Origin of the sequence: Pseudomonas syringae (assembly GCF_021605415.1) — a bacterium.
Classification (GTDB): domain Bacteria; phylum Pseudomonadota; class Gammaproteobacteria; order Pseudomonadales; family Pseudomonadaceae; genus Aquipseudomonas; species Aquipseudomonas syringae_S.
The window spans coordinates 83,537-101,504 of record NZ_WKEQ01000001.1 but is presented as its reverse complement, the minus strand read 5'-3'; the positions used below and the strand labels follow the sequence as shown (position 1 = coordinate 101,504).

At 58.4% G+C, this 17,968-nt stretch carries 16 protein-coding genes; 8 read left to right on the top strand and 8 right to left on the bottom strand.

Annotated features, from left to right (window positions below):
- Positions 1-18: 18 nt before the first annotated feature.
- The 3 genes from alg8 to yaaA all read right to left on the bottom strand — a co-directional run bounded on the left by alg8 (position 19) and on the right by yaaA (position 4,509).
- Complete coding sequence (gene alg8 / locus GIW69_RS00485) at positions 19-1,500, bottom strand: mannuronan synthase (protein WP_236480197.1); 1,482 nt, start codon at positions 1,498-1,500, stop codon at positions 19-21.
- 102 nt (positions 1,501-1,602) lie between these two features.
- Entirely contained in the window at positions 1,603-2,919 is a 1,317-nt protein-coding gene (locus GIW69_RS00480) for a nucleotide sugar dehydrogenase (RefSeq protein ID WP_236480196.1), read from the bottom strand.
- 810 nt (positions 2,920-3,729) lie between these two features.
- Positions 3,730-4,509 (bottom strand): peroxide stress protein YaaA, encoded by a 780-nt coding sequence (gene yaaA / locus GIW69_RS00475; RefSeq protein ID WP_236480195.1) that lies wholly within the window; start codon positions 4,507-4,509, stop codon positions 3,730-3,732.
- A 199-nt stretch (positions 4,510-4,708) separates the two neighbouring features.
- Between yaaA and GIW69_RS00470 the strand changes: the two genes are divergently transcribed.
- The 6 genes from GIW69_RS00470 (at position 4,709) to GIW69_RS00445 (ending at position 9,924) form a co-directional block, all read left to right on the top strand.
- Positions 4,709-5,785 (top strand): polysaccharide deacetylase family protein, encoded by a 1,077-nt coding sequence (locus GIW69_RS00470; protein WP_236480399.1) that lies wholly within the window; start codon positions 4,709-4,711, stop codon positions 5,783-5,785.
- A 347-nt stretch (positions 5,786-6,132) separates the two neighbouring features.
- A complete protein-coding gene (locus tag GIW69_RS00465; protein WP_236480194.1) occupies positions 6,133-7,527 on the top strand; it encodes a PhoH family protein in 1,395 nt (464 codons plus the stop codon).
- A gap of 176 nt (positions 7,528-7,703) precedes the next feature.
- Positions 7,704-8,177, top strand: coding sequence for a cyclic pyranopterin monophosphate synthase MoaC (gene moaC, locus GIW69_RS00460; protein ID WP_236480193.1), 474 nt, complete (start codon positions 7,704-7,706; stop codon positions 8,175-8,177).
- Entirely contained in the window at positions 8,174-8,416 is a 243-nt protein-coding gene (locus GIW69_RS00455) for a MoaD/ThiS family protein (protein WP_236480192.1), read from the top strand. The genes moaC and GIW69_RS00455 overlap by 4 nt, the downstream gene beginning before the upstream one ends.
- A gap of 3 nt (positions 8,417-8,419) precedes the next feature.
- The gene (gene moaE / locus GIW69_RS00450) at positions 8,420-8,872 is read left to right on the top strand and encodes a molybdopterin synthase catalytic subunit MoaE (protein ID WP_236480191.1); all 453 of its coding nucleotides are present in this window, start codon (positions 8,420-8,422) and stop codon (positions 8,870-8,872) included.
- Positions 8,873-9,147: 275 nt separating this feature from the next.
- Positions 9,148-9,924: an ABC transporter substrate-binding protein gene (locus GIW69_RS00445; RefSeq protein WP_236480190.1), complete on the top strand. Its 777-nt coding sequence runs from the start codon at positions 9,148-9,150 to the stop codon at positions 9,922-9,924.
- 108 nt (positions 9,925-10,032) lie between these two features.
- Here the strand turns inward: GIW69_RS00445 and GIW69_RS00440 are convergent, their stop codons facing one another.
- The 5 genes from GIW69_RS00440 to GIW69_RS00420 form a co-directional block, all read right to left on the bottom strand.
- A complete protein-coding gene (locus GIW69_RS00440; RefSeq protein ID WP_236480189.1) occupies positions 10,033-10,659 on the bottom strand; it encodes a PAS domain-containing protein in 627 nt (208 codons plus the stop codon).
- A 77-nt stretch (positions 10,660-10,736) separates the two neighbouring features.
- Positions 10,737-11,864, bottom strand: a complete 1,128-nt coding sequence (locus GIW69_RS00435) for an NAD(P)/FAD-dependent oxidoreductase (protein WP_236480188.1) — start codon at positions 11,862-11,864, stop codon at positions 10,737-10,739.
- Positions 11,865-11,907: 43 nt separating this feature from the next.
- Complete coding sequence (locus GIW69_RS00430; protein WP_236480187.1) at positions 11,908-12,852, bottom strand: ornithine cyclodeaminase family protein; 945 nt, start codon at positions 12,850-12,852, stop codon at positions 11,908-11,910.
- 133 nt (positions 12,853-12,985) lie between these two features.
- Positions 12,986-14,464: an ATP-dependent RNA helicase RhlB gene (gene rhlB / locus GIW69_RS00425; protein ID WP_236480186.1), complete on the bottom strand. Its 1,479-nt coding sequence runs from the start codon at positions 14,462-14,464 to the stop codon at positions 12,986-12,988.
- Positions 14,465-14,560: 96 nt separating this feature from the next.
- Complete coding sequence (locus tag GIW69_RS00420) at positions 14,561-15,217, bottom strand: alpha/beta fold hydrolase (RefSeq protein WP_236480185.1); 657 nt, start codon at positions 15,215-15,217, stop codon at positions 14,561-14,563.
- 469 nt (positions 15,218-15,686) lie between these two features.
- Here GIW69_RS00420 and GIW69_RS00415 point away from each other — a divergent pair, with 469 nt between their 5' ends.
- Together GIW69_RS00415 and GIW69_RS00410 are read left to right on the top strand one after the other, a co-directional pair.
- Positions 15,687-16,718 (top strand): amino acid ABC transporter substrate-binding protein, encoded by a 1,032-nt coding sequence (locus GIW69_RS00415; RefSeq protein WP_236480184.1) that lies wholly within the window; start codon positions 15,687-15,689, stop codon positions 16,716-16,718.
- A gap of 66 nt (positions 16,719-16,784) precedes the next feature.
- The gene (locus tag GIW69_RS00410; RefSeq protein WP_236480183.1) at positions 16,785-17,966 is read left to right on the top strand and encodes an amino acid ABC transporter permease; all 1,182 of its coding nucleotides are present in this window, start codon (positions 16,785-16,787) and stop codon (positions 17,964-17,966) included.
- The last annotated feature ends 2 nt before the right edge of the window (positions 17,967-17,968 follow it).

Genomic DNA, 17,968 nt, shown 5'->3' with positions numbered 1-17,968 from the left:
TAATTCAATAGGGGCGGTTCAGACCATCATCAGCAGCACGGCGACAAAAATGCTGCCGGCGGAGAAGGTCATGGTCCGAGACGACCAAGTGTTGAACCAACGTTGAAAGCTGGCGAGATCACGGGTCAGCGAGGTTGGCTGGCGAGTCCAGGACTGTTGATCGAGGCGGAAGAACACGTAGATCTTCACCAGTGCACCGACGATCTGGTTGTAATAGAGAATCAGCGGATAGGCCGGGCCGATCCGGTGACCGGAGCACGACAACAGCAACGTCAGGATCAGGCGGGTAATGCCGATCCACAGCAGATAAACCAGGATGAATGCGGTGCCGTACTTGAAGCTGGCGATGATCGCGACGGTCAGGCCCAGCAGCGACGTCCACATCGACACGCGCTGATCGAACAGCACCACTGACGTGAAGGCGCCGAGGCGACGAACACCCAGGCCCAACGCGCGCGAATTCTGGCGCAGGTTGTTGCCGTACCAGCGGAACATCAGCTTGCGGCTGGCCTTGATGAAGCTCTTTTCCGGCGGGTGTTCAACGGTGTTGATGTTGGCGTCCGGCACGTAGAACGTGTCGTAACCCAGGCGCATCAGGCTGAACCAGCTCGACTTGTCGTCGCCGGTCAGGAACTTGAAGCGGCCCAGACGCCAGTGTTGCAGCGAGTCGCTTTCAACATCGGCGATGAACTCGGGATTGGTCACGACCGAGGCTTTGAACACCGACATCCGGCCGGTCATGGTCAGCACGCGCTTGGACAAAGCCATCGAGCACATGTTGATGTGACGTTGGGCGAAACGCAGCTTGTGCCATTCGCTCATGATGTAGCCGCCACGCACTTCGCAGAACTCGTTGGTGGTCAGGCCGCCGACATTGCCGAACAGCTGGAACCACGGCACGGTCTTGCGCACGACGCCTTCGCCGAGCACGGTGTCGCCGTCGATCACGGCCACCACGGCGCGGTCGTCCGGCAGGTGACGGGAGATGGCGCGGAAACCATAGGCCAGGCCATCGCGCTTGCCGGTGCCGGGAATGCGCACGAAGTCGAGCTTCACTCGGTCCGGCGGATTCATCCGCGCCCAGAGGGCTTTCACCAACAGCTCATCGGACATTTCGACGATGGAGCAGACCATGGTGGTCGGCAGACCGCAGTCGATGGCTTCGCGGATCACCGAGCTGTAGACCTGCGCTGTCGTCAGCGCGTCAATACGGAAACTGGTGACCATCAGAAACACGTGGGATGGGTCTGCAGCCTTGCCCAGCTTGCGCACTTTGCGGCGCAGGTGCGGGTAGACGATGTACAGAAAAATCATGCCGCGCACAAAGTGCGTTACACCCATCGAATAGCGCCAGATACCCACGGCGCCAATCAGGAAAATGAAGTCTTTGGATTCGGAGTCGAAGGTCGACGCGGGCAGCAGCAACGCGATGCCCATCAAAAGACTTAAGTAAAACAGCCAACCGGCGGCCTGAAGTAGGCCGTGCTTTAGCCTGTGCATAGTCAAAATCCTAAAGTCAGTTGCAAACCTCAAGCCCCAAGCGACAAGCCAGGGGCGAGGCGCTTAGAGCTTGTGGCTTGAAGCTTGAAGCTTGCGGCTGCTTTACCAGCAGATGCCTTCGGTGCGAGCACCGGCGTCAGTGGCTTTGGCCATGAAGCCCACCAGGTCGATGACTTGCTTGCCGTGCGGCACGTCCTGGGCAAGGGCGCGGAATTTCTCGTCGCGGTTGCCGAGGATGATCACGTCGGAGTTGTCGATGACCGAGTCAAAGTCCGAGTTGAGCAGGGACGAGACGTGCGGGATCTTCGACTCGATGTACTCCTTGTTCGCGCCATGAACGCGGGCGTACTCGACGTTGCTGTCGTAGATGCTCAGGTCGTAACCCTTGCCGATCAGCATTTCGGCCAGTTCCACCAGCGGACTTTCGCGCAGGTCGTCGGTGCCGGCCTTGAAGCTCAGACCGAGCAGGGCGACTTTGCGCTTGTCGTGGCTGGAGACGATGTCGAAGGCGTTCTGCACTTGCGATTCGTTACTGCGCATCAGCGAGTTGAGCAGCGGTGCCTCGACATCCAGAGAACCGGCGCGGTAGGTCAGGGCGCGGACGTCCTTGGGCAGGCACGAACCGCCGAAGGCGAAGCCCGGGCGCATGTAGTACTGGGACAGGTTGAGGGTCTTGTCCTGGCAGACCACGTCCATCACTTCACGGCCATCGACGCCGACGGCTTTGGCGATGTTGCCGATCTCGTTGGCGAAGGTCACTTTGGTGGCGTGCCAGACGTTGCAGGTGTACTTGATCATCTCGGCAACGGCGATGTCCTTGCGGATGATCGGTGCGTCGAGTTCTTCGTACAGCGATTGCAGAACGTCGCCCGACGCCTTGTCGAACTCGCCGATGACGGTCATCGGTGGCAGGTCGTAGTCCTTGATCGCGGTGCTTTCACGCAGGAACTCAGGGTTGACCGCGACGCCGAAATCGACGCCGGCCTTTTTGCCGGAGCAGTCTTCCAGGATCGGGATCACCACGTTGGCGACGGTGCCCGGCAGCACGGTGCTGCGCACCACGATGGTGTGGCGGGTGGTTTTTTCACGCAGGACAAAACCGATCTCGCGGCACACCGCCTCGATGTAATTGAGTTCCAGGTCGCCGTTTTTCTTGCTCGGCGTACCCACGCAGATCATCGACAGGTCGGTGTCGCGAATCGCCTCGGCGAAGTTGGTCGTGCCGCGCAGACGACCGGTCTCGATCCCCTTGGCCAACAGCTCGCCCAGACCTGGTTCAACGATCGGCGATTTGCCAGCGTTGATCATGTCGATCTTGTCTTTGGCAACATCGACGCCAACCACGTCGTGGCCCCGAGCAGACAGGCAACCGGCACAGACTGCGCCAACGTAACCCAAACCAAATATGCTGATGCGCATCGCAATTACCTCAGTGTTTTATCAAGCCATTAGATGGCCGGAGTTAATGGTGTTCAGCGGTTCCAGTGCGCTCGAAAGTACGGCTTACAGGCGCCGAAATGCCGGGCACAGGCATACTAAGTTCGAGTGTCTAAATAAGTGCACTCAAGGTGTGCGCAACTAGTCCTTGTTTTTGTTACTTGCCCTGTTTTGCAGCCGATCTTTCATCTGAAAGATATTCGTGCAGTCGTATAACGCGCTCGATTGTCGGACAAAAGGCCGATGAATCAAGCGGTTGGGTGCTACGGCGAGCACGTTTAAAGGGGCGTGGCCTTGGCCTTGTAGGGGATATTAATGGTGCATATCTCCTGTCCTCTGCAGGTTGTCCAAACAAGTGCATCATCTAGGCAAGTTGCTGTGACAACTTGGTTACATGGTGTACTTCTCTGCGTAAGTTATCTCGTACAAACTCGGCGAGAATCGTTACCGGTGGTATGAGCTATGCATTTGGACATAGTTCCTGTCCGCCCATCGGCTCTAGTGAAATTTTTTGAAATATTGCCAAAGATGGCACTAGTTTCAAATTGATAGCACTTTCGATGTGGCCCTTTATTGACAAGGGAATTATCGCCTTAGATGGTTTTGTGCCACTACAGGGAAGTTTCTTACGTGCCACTACTGAAAAAAAACATCAAAGTCGAATGAAACTAATATAAGAAATTAGGATGATGTTTTTTTGACGCCAAAATACAGGCGAATTGGAGGGGGTACATAGAGGGATCGTGCGAGGTGCACGACTCTGCCGGTAGAGAGTCGTGCAGAGGGCATGCTTTATTCCGGTGCGTGGTCGCGCAAAAACACCAGATTATCGGGCTTCGATTGCTCGTCGCTGAAGCGGTAGCCCTGCACATCAAACTGTTTGAGGGCGGTCGGATCGTTGATTTTTTCCTGAATGACGAATCGGCTCATCAGGCCACGGGCCTTTTTCGCGTAGAAACTGATGATCTTGTATTGGCCGTTCTTGAAATCCCTGAATTCGGTGTTGATGATTCGCGCGTTCAGGGCCGTGCGCTTGACGGCTGAGAAGTATTCATTGGACGCCAGGTTCAGCAGCACATCGTCGCCTTGATCGGCGAGCGCTTCGTTCAGCCATTCGCTGATGCGCGTGCCCCAGAACGCATACAAGTCCTTGCCGCGGGCGTTGGCCAGTTTGGTGCCCATTTCCAGGCGATACGGCTGCATCAAATCCAGTGGGCGCAAGAGGCCATAGAGGCCGGACAGCATGCGCAGATGTTGTTGCGCGTAATCGAAATCCGCTTCACTGAACGACTGCGCATCGAGGCCGGTGTAGACATCGCCTTTGAAGGCCAGCAACGCCTGCTTGGCGTTTTCCGGGGTAAAAGCGGGCGTCCAGCTGCCGAAACGCGCGGCATTGAGGCCGCCAATCTTGTCGGAGACGTGCATCAGTTCGCTGATCTGCGCCGGCGACAGTTCGCGCAGTTGCTGGATCAACTCCTGGGAGTGGTCGAGGTATTGCGGCTGGGTAAAGCGCGAGGTCGCCGGCGGTGTTTCGTAATCGAGGGTCTTGGCGGGGGAAATCACCATCAGCATGAAGTCGTCTCCTTTAATCGTGGGGGCGATTCTAGGGGGTTGGGCGCGTTGACTCCAGCTATCAAGCCCATAGGTGATCGGTGGCTCACTCCTACAGGCAAGGGGTGGATCAGCTATAGTGCCGCGCGGGTTTTGTTACGGAGACATCCCATTGCGCACCCTTCTTCTATTCACTGTGTGGCTTTTGAGCTTCGGTGCCATGGCGGCGCCTGGCGATGTGGCGACGCTGGATCGCAACACCTGGCCCGAGCAATTGAGCAGTCCGACCCTGTTCGACGTGGCGTCGCGGGCGGAAATCCTGATGTTTTCCCGAGCGCTGCTGGCCACCGAAGGGCTCGATGAAGCGGCGCTGACCCAACGACTCGGCTTGCGCACAATCAATATCGATGCCATCAACGGCTTGCGCCAGCGCCTCTGGCAACGCTTGCTCGCCAACTATAACTTCGCCCAGCGAAGTTGCGATCAGGACGCCTCGTTCTGCTTCCTCGTCGAGGACATGCCGACCCTGCGCGAGCAAGCGGCCAAATTCGTGGTCAGCGACGACAGCTATTACACCCAATGGGCGGAGCCTAGCCGCTTGTTCCACGCCCAGTACCTTGATGAGCTCCTGCGCAAAGCGGCGCTGTTCCCACAGACCAGCAGCGAAATCGATCGTTTCGGCGACTACGAACGCAATGGCGATGACATGCACGATCGCCTGTTCCTGCTCAGTTTCGACAGCGCTGCCAATGTGCAACCGGACAACACCGACTGGCTGGCCGAGTACCTGCGCAAGGCCAACCTGAGCGGCACGTTCTTTGTGTTGGGCAAGGACATTCAGGCGCGGCTGGCCGAGCGTTCAGTCAGTAATCTGCAAACAACGTTCTCGCTGCAATGCGTCGGGGTGCAGGGCTGGGAATTTCGCTCCCACAGCCACTGGCAGGACTGGCAGGACTCAGTGCGCCGCAGCGCCGATCTGGTGAAGAACAAATTGCCGGAAAACTACGTGCCACTGTTCCGTCCGCCGGATGGCCAGCGTCGGGGCGATGCGCAGAGTTTCTTCAACAGTCAGGGCCTGCAAGTGGCCCTGTGGGACATTGATGCCCAGGATGGCGCCGGCAAACTCAAGGGCGGCCCGAGTGCTCAGCGAGTGCTGACGCTGATGCTGCTGTGGCGTCACGGGGTGATCAATTTCAATACCCGCCAGGATGCGGTGAAGACGTCGTTGCCATGGCTTATTACGCAAACGGCGCAAAGCGGCATCGGTTGGGAGGACTGTCAGGACGCGTTTCGTTGAAATCGAAAGAAAGGCCGGAAACGTTGGGCTTGGGGTGTTTTTTTTGCGGAGTTTGATGCAGGTCGACTTCCGACTCTAACGGGGGCGGGAGCGTCCGCCAAGGGCTTTTCGTCACTTTGCAAAATAAACTTCAAAAAAGCGTCAAAGTGCTTTTTTCTGTCATGGGTTTTGGAGTATTACGAAGACAGACCGCCGAAACCTGCAACACAGGTGGCGTCTTCCAAGACCCATTTGTGTGCAGTTCACCTGTCTTCCTCAGCAAGAGCACAACAGGTGAATCGGTAGTCGTTCGAGGCGCAGCACTGTCACGGTATTGCGTCGACTGGCTCCCACAAAGGTGACCGAGTATGGATGATCACGGACGTAGTTCTTCCTCCAACCAGCCAATCCTTTATGTACTCGATACCAACGTACTGATTCACGATCCAAACGCCCTCCTTAATTTCGAAGAACACCACGTCGCGCTTCCAATGACCGTGCTTGAAGAGCTGGACAAGCTCAAGAGCGGCCATCACAGCGTGGCCGCCGAATGCCGTCAGGCGATCAGGTTGATCGACAAGACTCTGGGCGATGCCTCCCCTGAAGACGTCGAACAAGGTGTGCCGATCCAGCGTGGCAAGAGCGGGCCCAAGGGTTTGCTGTCGATTCTGATGAGTAAACGCGCCGAGCCGACGATCATTCTGCCCGAGCATTTGAACGACAACAAAATCATCAACCAACTGATCGAACTGCACACGCTGAACCCGAAACAACCAGTGGTGCTGGTCACCAAAGACATCAACATGCGCCTGAAGGCGCGCGCCTGCGGGATCGCCGCCGAGGACTACAGCACCGACCAACTGGTCGATGACGTGTCCCTGCTGCCCAACGGCTATCACAACATGACCGGCTCCTTCTGGGATCGGGTCAGCAAGGTCGAAACCCGTCAGGATCACGGCCGCACCTGGCATCAAGTGCAATTGATCGACAACCTGCCGGCGGTGCACATCAACGAGTTCATCATCGATGAACAGGGCTTCGTCGGCTGGATCAAGGAGATTGAAGAGGACAAGCTGCTGATCCTCGACCTGCACCAGGAACCGCTGCTGCACCAGGAGGCGTGGGGCCTGAAGCCGCGCGACATCTATCAGAGCCTGGCGTTGTACGCGTTGCTTGATCCGGACATTCACCTGGTCAACCTGTCCGGCGCCGCCGGTTCCGGTAAAACCATCCTCGCGCTGGCCGCTGCGATCGAGCAGACCATGGTCAGCAAACGCTATCGCCGCATTATCGCCACCCGCAGCGTGCAAGGCCTGGATCAGGAAATCGGCTTCCTGCCCGGCACCGAAGCGGAAAAAATGGAGCCTTGGCTCGGCGCCATCACCGACAACCTCGAAGCCTTGCACATGGATGACGAAAACACCCATGGCAGCGTCGATTACATCCTCAGCAAAGTGCCGTTGCAGTTCAAATCGCTCAACTACATTCGTGGTCGCAGCTTCCAGCAGAGCCTGATCCTGATTGACGAGTGCCAGAACCTCACGCCGCACCAGATGAAAACCATCATCACCCGTGCCGGTGCCGGTTCCAAAGTGGTGTGCCTGGGTAACCTGGCGCAGATCGACACCCCTTACCTGTCCGCGACCAGTTCCGGGCTGACCTACCTGACCGAACGCTTCAAGGATTTCCCCAACGGTGTACACATCACCCTGCAAGGGGTGCCTCGCTCGATTCTGGCCGAATACGCCGAATCGCATTTGTAACAGGAGCAGCTACAAGCTTCGAGCCGCAAGCTGCAAGTGGTACGAGTGAAGTTCACTCGCCGCTTGAAGCCTGCGGCTTTCGGCTGTTTAAATGCGAGCTTTCCTGACGCCTGCCTACTGCGCTTTTAACTTGCCGCTCGTAGCTTGCCGCTTGCAGCTGCCTCAAGGAGGCCCCCGTGCTGACTCATCTCGATTCCCAAGGTCGCGCCAATATGGTCGACGTCACCGAAAAAGCCGTGACGTTCCGTGAAGCGACTGCCCAAGCCTTTGTGCGCATGTTGCCCGAAACCCTGCAAATGATCGTCAGCGGCGGCCATCCCAAGGGCGACGTGTTTGCCGTGGCGCGCATTGCCGGCATTCAGGCCGCGAAGAAAACCAGTGATCTGATTCCCCTGTGCCATCCGCTGATGCTCACCGGCGTCAAGGTCGAGCTGAGTGCCGAAGGCGATGACAGCGTGCGCATCGTCGCGCGTTGCAAACTGTCCGGGCAGACCGGGGTGGAAATGGAAGCGCTGACCGCCGCCAGCGTCGCCGCCCTGACGATCTATGACATGTGCAAAGCCGTGGATCGCGGCATGGTGATCGAGAGTGTGCGTCTGCTAGAGAAGGTCGGCGGCAAAAGCGGTCACTTTCAGGCGGAGCAGCCATGAACGTGAAGGTCATGTTTTTCGCCCGTTATCGTGAAGCGCTGGGCGTCGATGCATTGAAGGTCGAAGGTGATTTCGCAACGATTGATGACGTGCGCCTGCACTTGGCGCAGCGTGATGGTTTCGATGTGCTGAATGAGCAAAACCTGATGTGCGCCCGCAACGAAGACCTTTGCCAGCTCGACGAACCCGTGGTCGACGGCGACGAAGTGGCATTTTTCCCGACCGTGACCGGAGGCTGAGCCATGGCGATCCGCGTACAGTCCCAACCGTTTGATCCGGGCGCTGAAGTCAACGCGATGCATGCGGCGAATGTTGGTGTCGGAGCCGTGGTGAGTTTTGTCGGCTACGTGCGCGACTTCAATGACGGGCTCGATGTCGCGGGGATGTTCCTCGAACACTATCCGGGCATGACCGAAAAAGCCCTCGGCAAAATTGCCGTCGAGGCGCAGCAGCGCTGGCCGCTGTTGAAACTCGAAGTCCTGCACCGCATCGGCGCGCTGGAGCCGGGCGAACCGATCGTGTTCGTCGGCGCTGCCAGTGCCCATCGCCAGGCGGCATTCGACGCCTGCAACTTCGTCATGGATTACCTGAAAACCCGCGCGCCGTTCTGGAAGAAAGAGAACACTCGCGAAGGTTCGCGCTGGGTTGAAGGGCGCGCCAGTGACCATGCGGCGGCGGATCGCTGGAAGCAGTAATTTTTGTAGTGCCCTCAAGTCAGTCTTCGCGAGCAGGCTCGCTCCCACATTGGATCCTCAGGTACACAAATTTTGTGTCCGCCCGAGATTCCCTGTGGGAGCGAGCCTGCTCGCGATGGCGTCCTCTGCCACAGCGAAATTCTCCCTTCCTGCGCAATTGACGATCTGTACGTTAAAGTCCAGTATGGAATTAACAATCCAGCTAGATGCTTGAAGCTCCAAGCTCGCAGCTGCTCTCCTCCGCCAAACCAACAACAACCCGCGAGAGAACGATCATGAAGAAATTCCCCCTCATCACCGGTCTGGCCCTCAGTCTGTTGGCGTGCAGCGCCGCGTTCGCCGCCGAGAAAACCCTGCGCATCGGCATCGAAGCGGCCTACCCGCCGTTCGCCTCAAAAACCGACAAAGGTGAAATCGTCGGTTTCGACTACGACATCGGCAACGCACTGTGCGCGCAGATGCAGGTCAAGTGCGTGTGGGTCGAAGGTGAGTTCGATGGCCTGATTCCTTCGCTCAAAGTGAAGAAAATCGACATGGCCTTGTCATCCATGACCATCAACGAAGACCGCAAGAAGTCAGTGGACTTTTCCAACAAGTATTACTTCACCTCTTCGCGTCTGGTGATGAAGGATGGCGCAGTGGTGGACGACCAGTACGCCAGTCTCAAAGGCAAAAACGTCGGCGTGCAGCGTGCGACCACCACCGATCGTTACGCGACCGAGGTGTTCGAGCCGAAGGGCGTCAACGTCAAGCGCTACAGCAATAACGAGGAGATCTACATGGATCTGGCGGCCGGTCGTCTCGATGCGATCTTTGCCGACACCATTCCGCTCAATGACTTCCTGTCGATGCCGCGTGGCGAGGGCTATGCGTTTGTCGGACCGGAGTTGAAGGATCCGAAATACGTGGGTGAGGGCGCGGGGATTGCGGTGCGCAAGGGCAATGGCGAACTGGTTAGCCAGTTGAACGCGGCCATTGAGGGGATTCGGGCGAGTGGTGAGTACCAGAAGATTTCCGACAAGTATTTCAAGTCCGACATCTACGGCGACTGATAAACCCCTTTCGCGAACAGGTTCGCTCCCACACTGGATATGTGAACGCCCTGTGGGAGCGAGCCTGCTCGCGAAGAGGCCAGTCCAGCCAATAAATCTGCTAAATCTTCAGCCCTTCAATTCTTTCAAATGCTTGTACACCGTCGCCCGTCCCATGTTCAGCACATTGGCCACATAGTTCGACGCGCTTTTGCCCTTGAATGCACCTTCGGCGTGCAGCGCGAGCACCAGCTCGCGTTTGTGGTCGCGGGTCAGCACATTCAAACTCAGTTGCCGCTCGCGCAGCCAGGCGTGCAGGAATGTATTGATCCGCTCCTGCCAGTCATCACGAAACAGTGAGTCCGGTTGCGGGATCAGTTTGCTCGGCGAAAGGAACAGATCCAGCGCAGCCTTGGCATTCTCGAACAGCGAAATATTCAGGTTGATGCACAGCACCGCCAACGGATGACCGTCGCTGTCACGCAGGACGCTGCTGAGGCTGCGAATCTTCTGACCGTCCCAGTTGAGCTTTTCATACGGCCCGATATTACGGTCGCAGACGTCCTCGCTGAGCATGTCTTCCAGCGACGAGTCATCGCCGACATCGCGCTTGGACAGGTTGTTGGCGATGTAGTCGACCTTCTGCGTGCGCAAGTCGTGCAATACCACTTCGGCATGGGGAAAAAACAGCGTGGCGATGGCGTCGGCGATAGCACGGAAGTTATCCAGTGCGGGATCGAGTTCGGGGGCGGTCATGACAGTGGAGCTCCAGGCAGCGTCAACGCCTCCCCGGGCAGGAGGCGTTGCGAGTGTGCCGCAATCGGCACGGCGCGTCATCCGAGGCGGGCAGGGGAAAGCATGTTTGCCGTAAGGCCGAAGCGCTCAAGCTGATCCGGCAACGGTAAACCACGCACCAGCGCCGCGCTCGCCTGACCCATCGCTGGTGATGTCTGAATACCGTAGCCGCCCTGCGCCGCGACCCAGAACAGCCCCGGCATCCGTTGATCGAAACCGGCCAGCAAATCGCCGTCGTCGACGAAGCTGCGCAATCCGGCCCAGGTGCGCGTCGGCCGGCGGATGGTCAGGGTGGTGGCTTCTTCGATCTGGTAAATGCCCATGGCAATGTCCAGTTCTTCCGGCTGCACATCGTGGGGCTCGACCGGGTCGGCGTTGGCCGGCGAGCCGAGAAACATGCCGGCGTCCGGCTTCATATAGAAGGACTCGTCGAGGCTGACCAACATCGGCCAATGATGAATATCCACGCCCTCAGGTCCCGCAAAGATAAACGCAGCGCGGCGCTTGGGTTGCAGGCCCAGCGGTTGCGCGCCGGCCAGTGCGGCGATTTTGTCGGCCCAGGCTCCGGCGGCGTTGATTACCACGGGTGCGCTGAAGGTCTGGCCGTTAGTCTGAACCTGCCAGATGTCTTGGGCATCGCGGCTCAGGCCGAGCACTTCGCAATCGGTGTGTACTTCGCCGCTATTGCGACGGATGCCGCGCAGGTAACCCTGATGCAGAGCATCGGTGTCGATGTCGCACGCCGTAGGGTCGTAAATTGCGCCGTGGACTTTTTCCCGGCGCAGGATCGGCAGGCGCGTGCAGGCTTCGTCCGCACCGAGCAATTGCATCTCGGGCACCGTGGCTTTGGCGCTCAGGTACTGGTTGTTCAGTTCGTCAGGGTCACCAGTGAAATCCACGGTCATTTCGCCACGGGGCGTCAGCAGCGGGTGCTCGCAGAAACCGGCGGGCGGGGCATCGAAAAAATCCCGGCTGGCCTGGGTCAGCGCGCGTACCTGCGGGGTGCCGTAAGCGGCGGTGAACAGGGCGGCAGAGCGTCCAGTGGAGTGATAGGCCGGATGGGATTCGCGTTCGAGCACGATCACTTTGGCATGGGGCGACAGCCAGAACCCGGTGGAAGCGCCGGCAATCCCGCCGCCGATGATGATGAAATCTGCCTGGCTCATAAAATCTCCGAAAATATTGAAAACCCCTACATGCGATTGGGTATTACTGATGGAGGTGATAAATGGCGTTCGCCAGCGCAATGTCTTCCAGGCCCAGGCCGATTGAGCGGAAGAATACGTGGCGAGGGTAATCCGGACGGGGGATCTTTTCGCTGAGCAAGTCGGCGAGGTCACCGACAATCGCATCCGGACGCCAACCGTGTTGTTCGCTCGCGATGAGCATTTCGCCCGCCGAGTCCGGCGTGGTCAGTCGATAGTCGCAAAACACCTGCATGTCATTGAGGCTTTGCGGCGGCACTTCGTGGGCGCGGGGAGCGTTGGTGCTGATCGAGGTGATCAGCGCCGGTTTACTTAAGGTTGCCGGATCGATTACCGGGCCGGCGGAGGACGTGCAGAGCATGATCACATCGGCGTCCTCGACGGCCGCTTCACGGCTGTCGGCGATGATCAGGCGTGGGTCGATGGCTTTCAGCCGTGCCTGGGTTTCAAAATCTTCTGCCAGACTCGGCGAGTACAGACTGATGCTCTGCCAGGCGCGCAGGCTTTTGACGTAATGCACATGCGCCTGGGCGACGCTGCCGGTGCCGATGACCGCCAAGCGTTTTGCATTCACCGGGGCAAGGGCGTCGACGGCGACGGCGGTGGTCGCGGCGGTGCGTGCGGTGGTCAGCTCGCCGGCATCGCACAGTAACAAGGGTTGGCCGGTCTGCATCGACATTAGCAGCGTCCACGCTGTGACTAGCGGCCCCTGCTCACGGACGATGTACGGCGACGTCTTGATGCCGTAGACGCCGTCGTCGGCCAGCACACCTAGAAAGTTGATGAAGTCCCCAGCGGCTTGTGGAAACTCCACCAGTTGCTGTGCCGGTTGCACCGCTCGCCCTGCTGCGAGATCGCGGAACAGTTTGCGCAGGATGTGCGGCACGTCGATTTGACTCAACAGTTCGCGGGCCTGGGTCTGATCGATCACGAAGGGTGTCTTGAACATGTCCGGCTCCGAATGCTGGGTATAAACTAATTTGTCTATTATGGACATTTAGTTTCACCGATCAAGAGCCCGTTAAATCGCCGGGCAAAAAAAAGCGCAGTCCGTTGCCGGCTGCGCCTTTTTAAAACGTCGCTTATTGCGGACGCTTACGCTCAACCGCACGCAGCAGATGCGTTGGCGGCGTCTCACAACTGATCTTGCGGCCCAGTTTTTCTTCGATGGACGGCAACTGATAGGAGTCGTCCTCGCCGGCGAAGCTGATCGACACGCCATCAGCGCCGGCCCGACCGGTACGGCCGATGCGGTGCACGTAGTCGTCCGGGACTTCCGGCAGGGTGAAGTTGATCACATGACTGATGCCGTCGATGTGGATGCCGCGACCTGCCACGTCGGTGGCAACCAGGACACGAATCTTGCCTTCGCGAAAGCCCTCCAGCGTTTTGATGCGCTTGTGCTGCGGCACATCGCCGGACAATTGCGCAGCGTTGACGCCGTCGCGCACCAGGCGCTCTTCGATCCGCCGGACTTCGTCCTTGCGGTTGGCGAAGACCATCACGCGTTCCCAGCCGTTATCGTTGACCAGGTTGTAAAGCAGCTTGTATTTGTCGGCTCCGGCCACGGCATAGATATGTTGCTCGACGTTTTCGTTGGCCACGTTAGTGACTTCGATTTCGACGATGGCTGGATCCGTGGTCCACTGCTTGGCGAGGTTCATCACGTCTTCGGTGAAGGTCGCGGAAAACAGCAGCGTCTGGCGCTCATTCTTCGGCGGCGTCTGGCGAATGATCTGACGCACTTGCGGAATGAAGCCCATGTCGAGCATGCGGTCGGCCTCGTCCAGCACCATCACTTCGACCATGTCCAGATGCACGTCGCCACGCTGGTTGAAATCGAGCAGGCGGCCCGGGGTCGCGACGAGAATGTCGCAGTGGCGTGCTTCGAGGTGCTTGAGCTGCTTGTCGAAATCCATGCCTCCGACGAACGTCATCACGTTCAGGCCGGTGTATTTGGTCAGGTCGGCGGCGTCCTTGGCGATCTGCACCACCAGTTCGCGGGTCGGCGCAATGATCAGTGCCCGTGGCTCGCCCATGTAGCGTTCTTTCGGCGGCGGGGTTTGCAGCAACTGGGTGATGATCGAGATCAGGAACGCGGCGGTCTTGCCGGTGCCGGTCTGGGCGCGGCCGATGGCGTCTTTTCCGGCCAGCGTAAAGCCGAGCACCTGGGCCTGGATCGGTGTGCAATACGGGAAGCCCAGATCCTGAATGGCGTGCATCAGTTCGGGGGCGAGTTTGAAATCATGGAAGCGGGTTTTGCCTTCCTGGGGTTCGACGACGAAGTCTTCGAGTTTCCAGGCAATGACCGGCGCCTTAGGCTTCGGTTCGCGGCGGGGCCTGGCCGGTTTCGGCGTTTCGCTGAGCACAGGTTCGGCGGCGATCGGTGCGGCCGGGGCCGGTTTCGGCTGGTGTTTCGGTGCCGCTACGGGAGCGGGGCGGTCGGCCTGCGGGGCATCGTTGCGATGGCCGGGGGCGTGCGACGGCGCACTGGGAACTGGCGCGAGCTGCTCAGCCTCGCTTTTACCAAACATCTTTTTGAGTGCTTTGAGCACGGTCATCTCATCAATTGGTTAAGGAATGTACGCCGGCCAGTGTAATGCAAGAATCGGGCGCGGCGTAGTGGGATGATCAATGGGCGGATTTTGCCTGTGGAATCAGCGCAGGCGCTCGGTTAGCCACACGCCGATGTCCTGAATCTCCTCGGGTAACACTTCGTGCTCCATTGGGTATTCCTGCCATGTCACGGTGACACCATGGGACTTCAGGTACTCATAAGCGGTACGGCCCATCGAGTTTTGCACAACATTGTCGTATTGGCCGTGCAATGACAGCACCGGAATCCGCTGTTGGCTGGCGGACAGTTCAAGTTCATCACTAAAGGTCGGCGCATACGTCGACAATGCCAGCACCCCTCCCAAGGGACCCTGCCATTTCAGAAATGCGGCGTGCAGAACCACGGCGCCACCCTGGGAAAATCCGGCCAGGAAAATCCGCGAGGCGTCTATTCCGGCCTCGCGCTCGATTTCGATCAATTCGATGATTCGATCCGCTGACGCTTCGAGCTGATCGAGATCGATCGCTCGCGCCGGCGTCATGGCTTTAATGTCATACCAGCTCGGCATGGCATATCCGCCATTTATCGTCACGGGACGGGTGGGCGCCTGAGGCAGAACAAAGCGCGTGGTCAGCAGGGTTTCCTGCAACGCTTCGGCCACTGGCAGGAAGTCATAGCGGTCGGCGCCGAGGCCGTGAAGCCAGATGACGCAGGCGTCTGCGGTCTTTACAGGCTGAAGAATCAAGGGCTCGGTCATGGCTGCTCCAAAAATGTGCGTGCGCGCTTATTGAGTGCGTGATTCAAGTGCGCGTCGGGTGGATCCGTTAAGAAGATGTCGCAAGGCTACAAGTTTTGCTATTGACCTGTCGCTGAATCGCTTTAGTGGCAGGGATGGTACGGGCTTTGCTATGGGAAACGGGTGCAACCTGTCCCAAGGCCTGGCGGTAACACTATCAGTGTATGCCGGGTGACGGGATAGCAAAAAATCCGGTGATGGATGTTCGCCAATGGCCGCTACGGGCTTCGCGAACGTGAAAGGGCTACCGCCCGTTCGGCCGATTGGTGAGAAGTGAGTTGTCCATGATGTGGATTGTCTCCTACTAGACTCATAGCGAAAGTCCAAATGTCGGTTGACCCTAAAAAAAGCCAACACGGGTCGGCAATGCCTCAAAAGGGTGCGACAGGACTCTAGCTCCGACACAACAAGAGCAAAACTGGAGGTTTGAATGAAGATGTTGAAATCCACTCTGGCTATCGTGACTGCAGCCGCAGTACTTGGTGTCAGCGGGTTCGCTCAGGCGGGTGCAACCCTGGATGCAGTGCAGAAGAAAGGTTTCGTGCAGTGTGGCGTGAGCGACGGTCTGCCGGGCTTCTCGGTACCGGACGCATCCGGCAAGATCCTCGGGATCGACGCTGATGTCTGCCGCGCTGTGGCCGCTGCCGTGTTCGGCGACGCGAACAAAGTCAAATTCAGTCAGCTGAACGCCAAGGAGCGCTTCACCGCGCTGCAATCCGGCGAAGTCGACATCCTGTCGCGCAACACCACCATGACCAGCTCCCGTGACGCCGGTATGGGCCTGAAATTTCCGGGCTTCATTACTTACTACGACGGCATCGGCTTCCTGGTAAACAACAAGCTCGGCGTCAAGAGCGCCAAAGAACTGGACGGTGCAACCATTTGCATCCAGGCCGGTACCACCACCGAGCTGAACGTTTCCGACTACTTCCGTGGCAACGGTCTGAAATACACCCCGATCACTTTCGACACCTCCGATGAAAGCGCCAAGTCGCTGGAATCCGGTCGTTGCGACGTGCTGACCTCCGACAAATCCCAACTGTTCGCCCAGCGCAGCAAGCTGGCCGCGCCGAAGGACTACGTGGTTCTGCCGGAAACCATTTCCAAGGAACCTCTGGGTCCGGTCGTGCGTAATGGCGACGACGAGTGGCTGGCCGTCGTCCGTTGGGTTGGCTACGCCATGCTCAACGCTGAAGAAGCCGGCATCACGTCGAAAAACGTTGAAGCTGAAGCCAAATCCACCAAAAACCCGGACGTCGCTCGTCTGCTGGGCGCTGACGGTGAATACGGCAAGGATCTGAAACTGCCGAAAGACTGGGTCGTGCAGATCGTCAAGCAAGTCGGTAACTACGGCGAAATCTTCGAGAAAAATCTCGGCAAGAACACTCCGCTGGAAATCGACCGTGGCTTGAACGCCCTGTGGAACGCTGGCGGCATTCAATACGCACCACCTGTGCGCTAATGGTTCTATCACCCGGCGGGCCAACCGCCGGGTGATGTTCTTGTTCCATTATTCCTGGGGCACTTCATGCAAAATTCAATCGGCGCACCTAAGCAGAGGCTCAGCCTCAGCGATCCACGAGTGCGTGCGTGGCTATTTCAGATCATCACCATTGTGGGGGTGGTCTCGCTGGGCTGGTTTCTGTTCGATAACACGCAAACCAACCTGCAACACCGGGGCATCACCTCCGGTTTCGACTTCCTTGAACGCAGCGCCGGGTTCGGCATCGCCCAGCATCTGATCGACTACACCGAAGCGGACAGTTATGCCCGCGTGTTCGTCATCGGCCTGCTCAATACGCTGCTGGTCACTGTCATCGGCGTCGTGCTGGCGACGATTCTCGGGTTCATCGTCGGCGTTGCACGGCTGTCGCAGAACTGGATCATCAGCAAACTGGCGACTGTGTATGTGGAAGTGTTCCGCAACATTCCGCCGCTGCTGCAAATTCTGTTCTGGTACTTCGCGGTGTTCCTGACCATGCCGGGGCCACGCAACAGCCATAACTTCGGCGACACCTTTTTTGTCAGCAGCCGTGGCCTGAACATGCCGGCCGCGTTGGCCGCCGACGGTTTCTGGCCGTTCGTGATCAGCGTCGTCGTGGCGATTGTCGGCATCGTGCTGATGAGCCGTTGGGCGAACAAACGCTTTGAAGCCACTGGCGTGCCGTTCCACAAGTTCTGGGTCGGCCTGGGCATTTTTCTGGTGATCCCGGCCTTGTGTGCACTGATCTTCGGCGCACCGGTTCACTGGGAAATGCCCGAACTCAAAGGCTTCAACTTCGTCGGCGGCTGGGTGCTCATCCCGGAATTGCTCGCATTGACCCTGGCCCTGACGGTGTACACCGCTGCGTTCATTGCCGAAATCGTGCGTTCGGGGATCAAGTCGGTCAGTCACGGCCAGACCGAAGCGGCCCGTTCCCTCGGCCTGCGTAACGGCCCGACCCTGCGCAAGGTGATCATCCCGCAAGCCCTGCGTGTGATCATTCCGCCGCTGACCAGCCAATACCTGAACCTGGCGAAAAACTCATCGCTGGCGGCCGGTATCGGTTACCCGGAAATGGTTTCGCTGTTCGCCGGCACCGTGCTCAACCAGACCGGTCAGGCGATCGAAGTCATTGCCATCACCATGAGCGTCTACCTGGCGATCAGCATCAGCATCTCCTTGCTGATGAACTGGTACAACAAGCGCATTGCGCTGATCGAGCGGTGAGG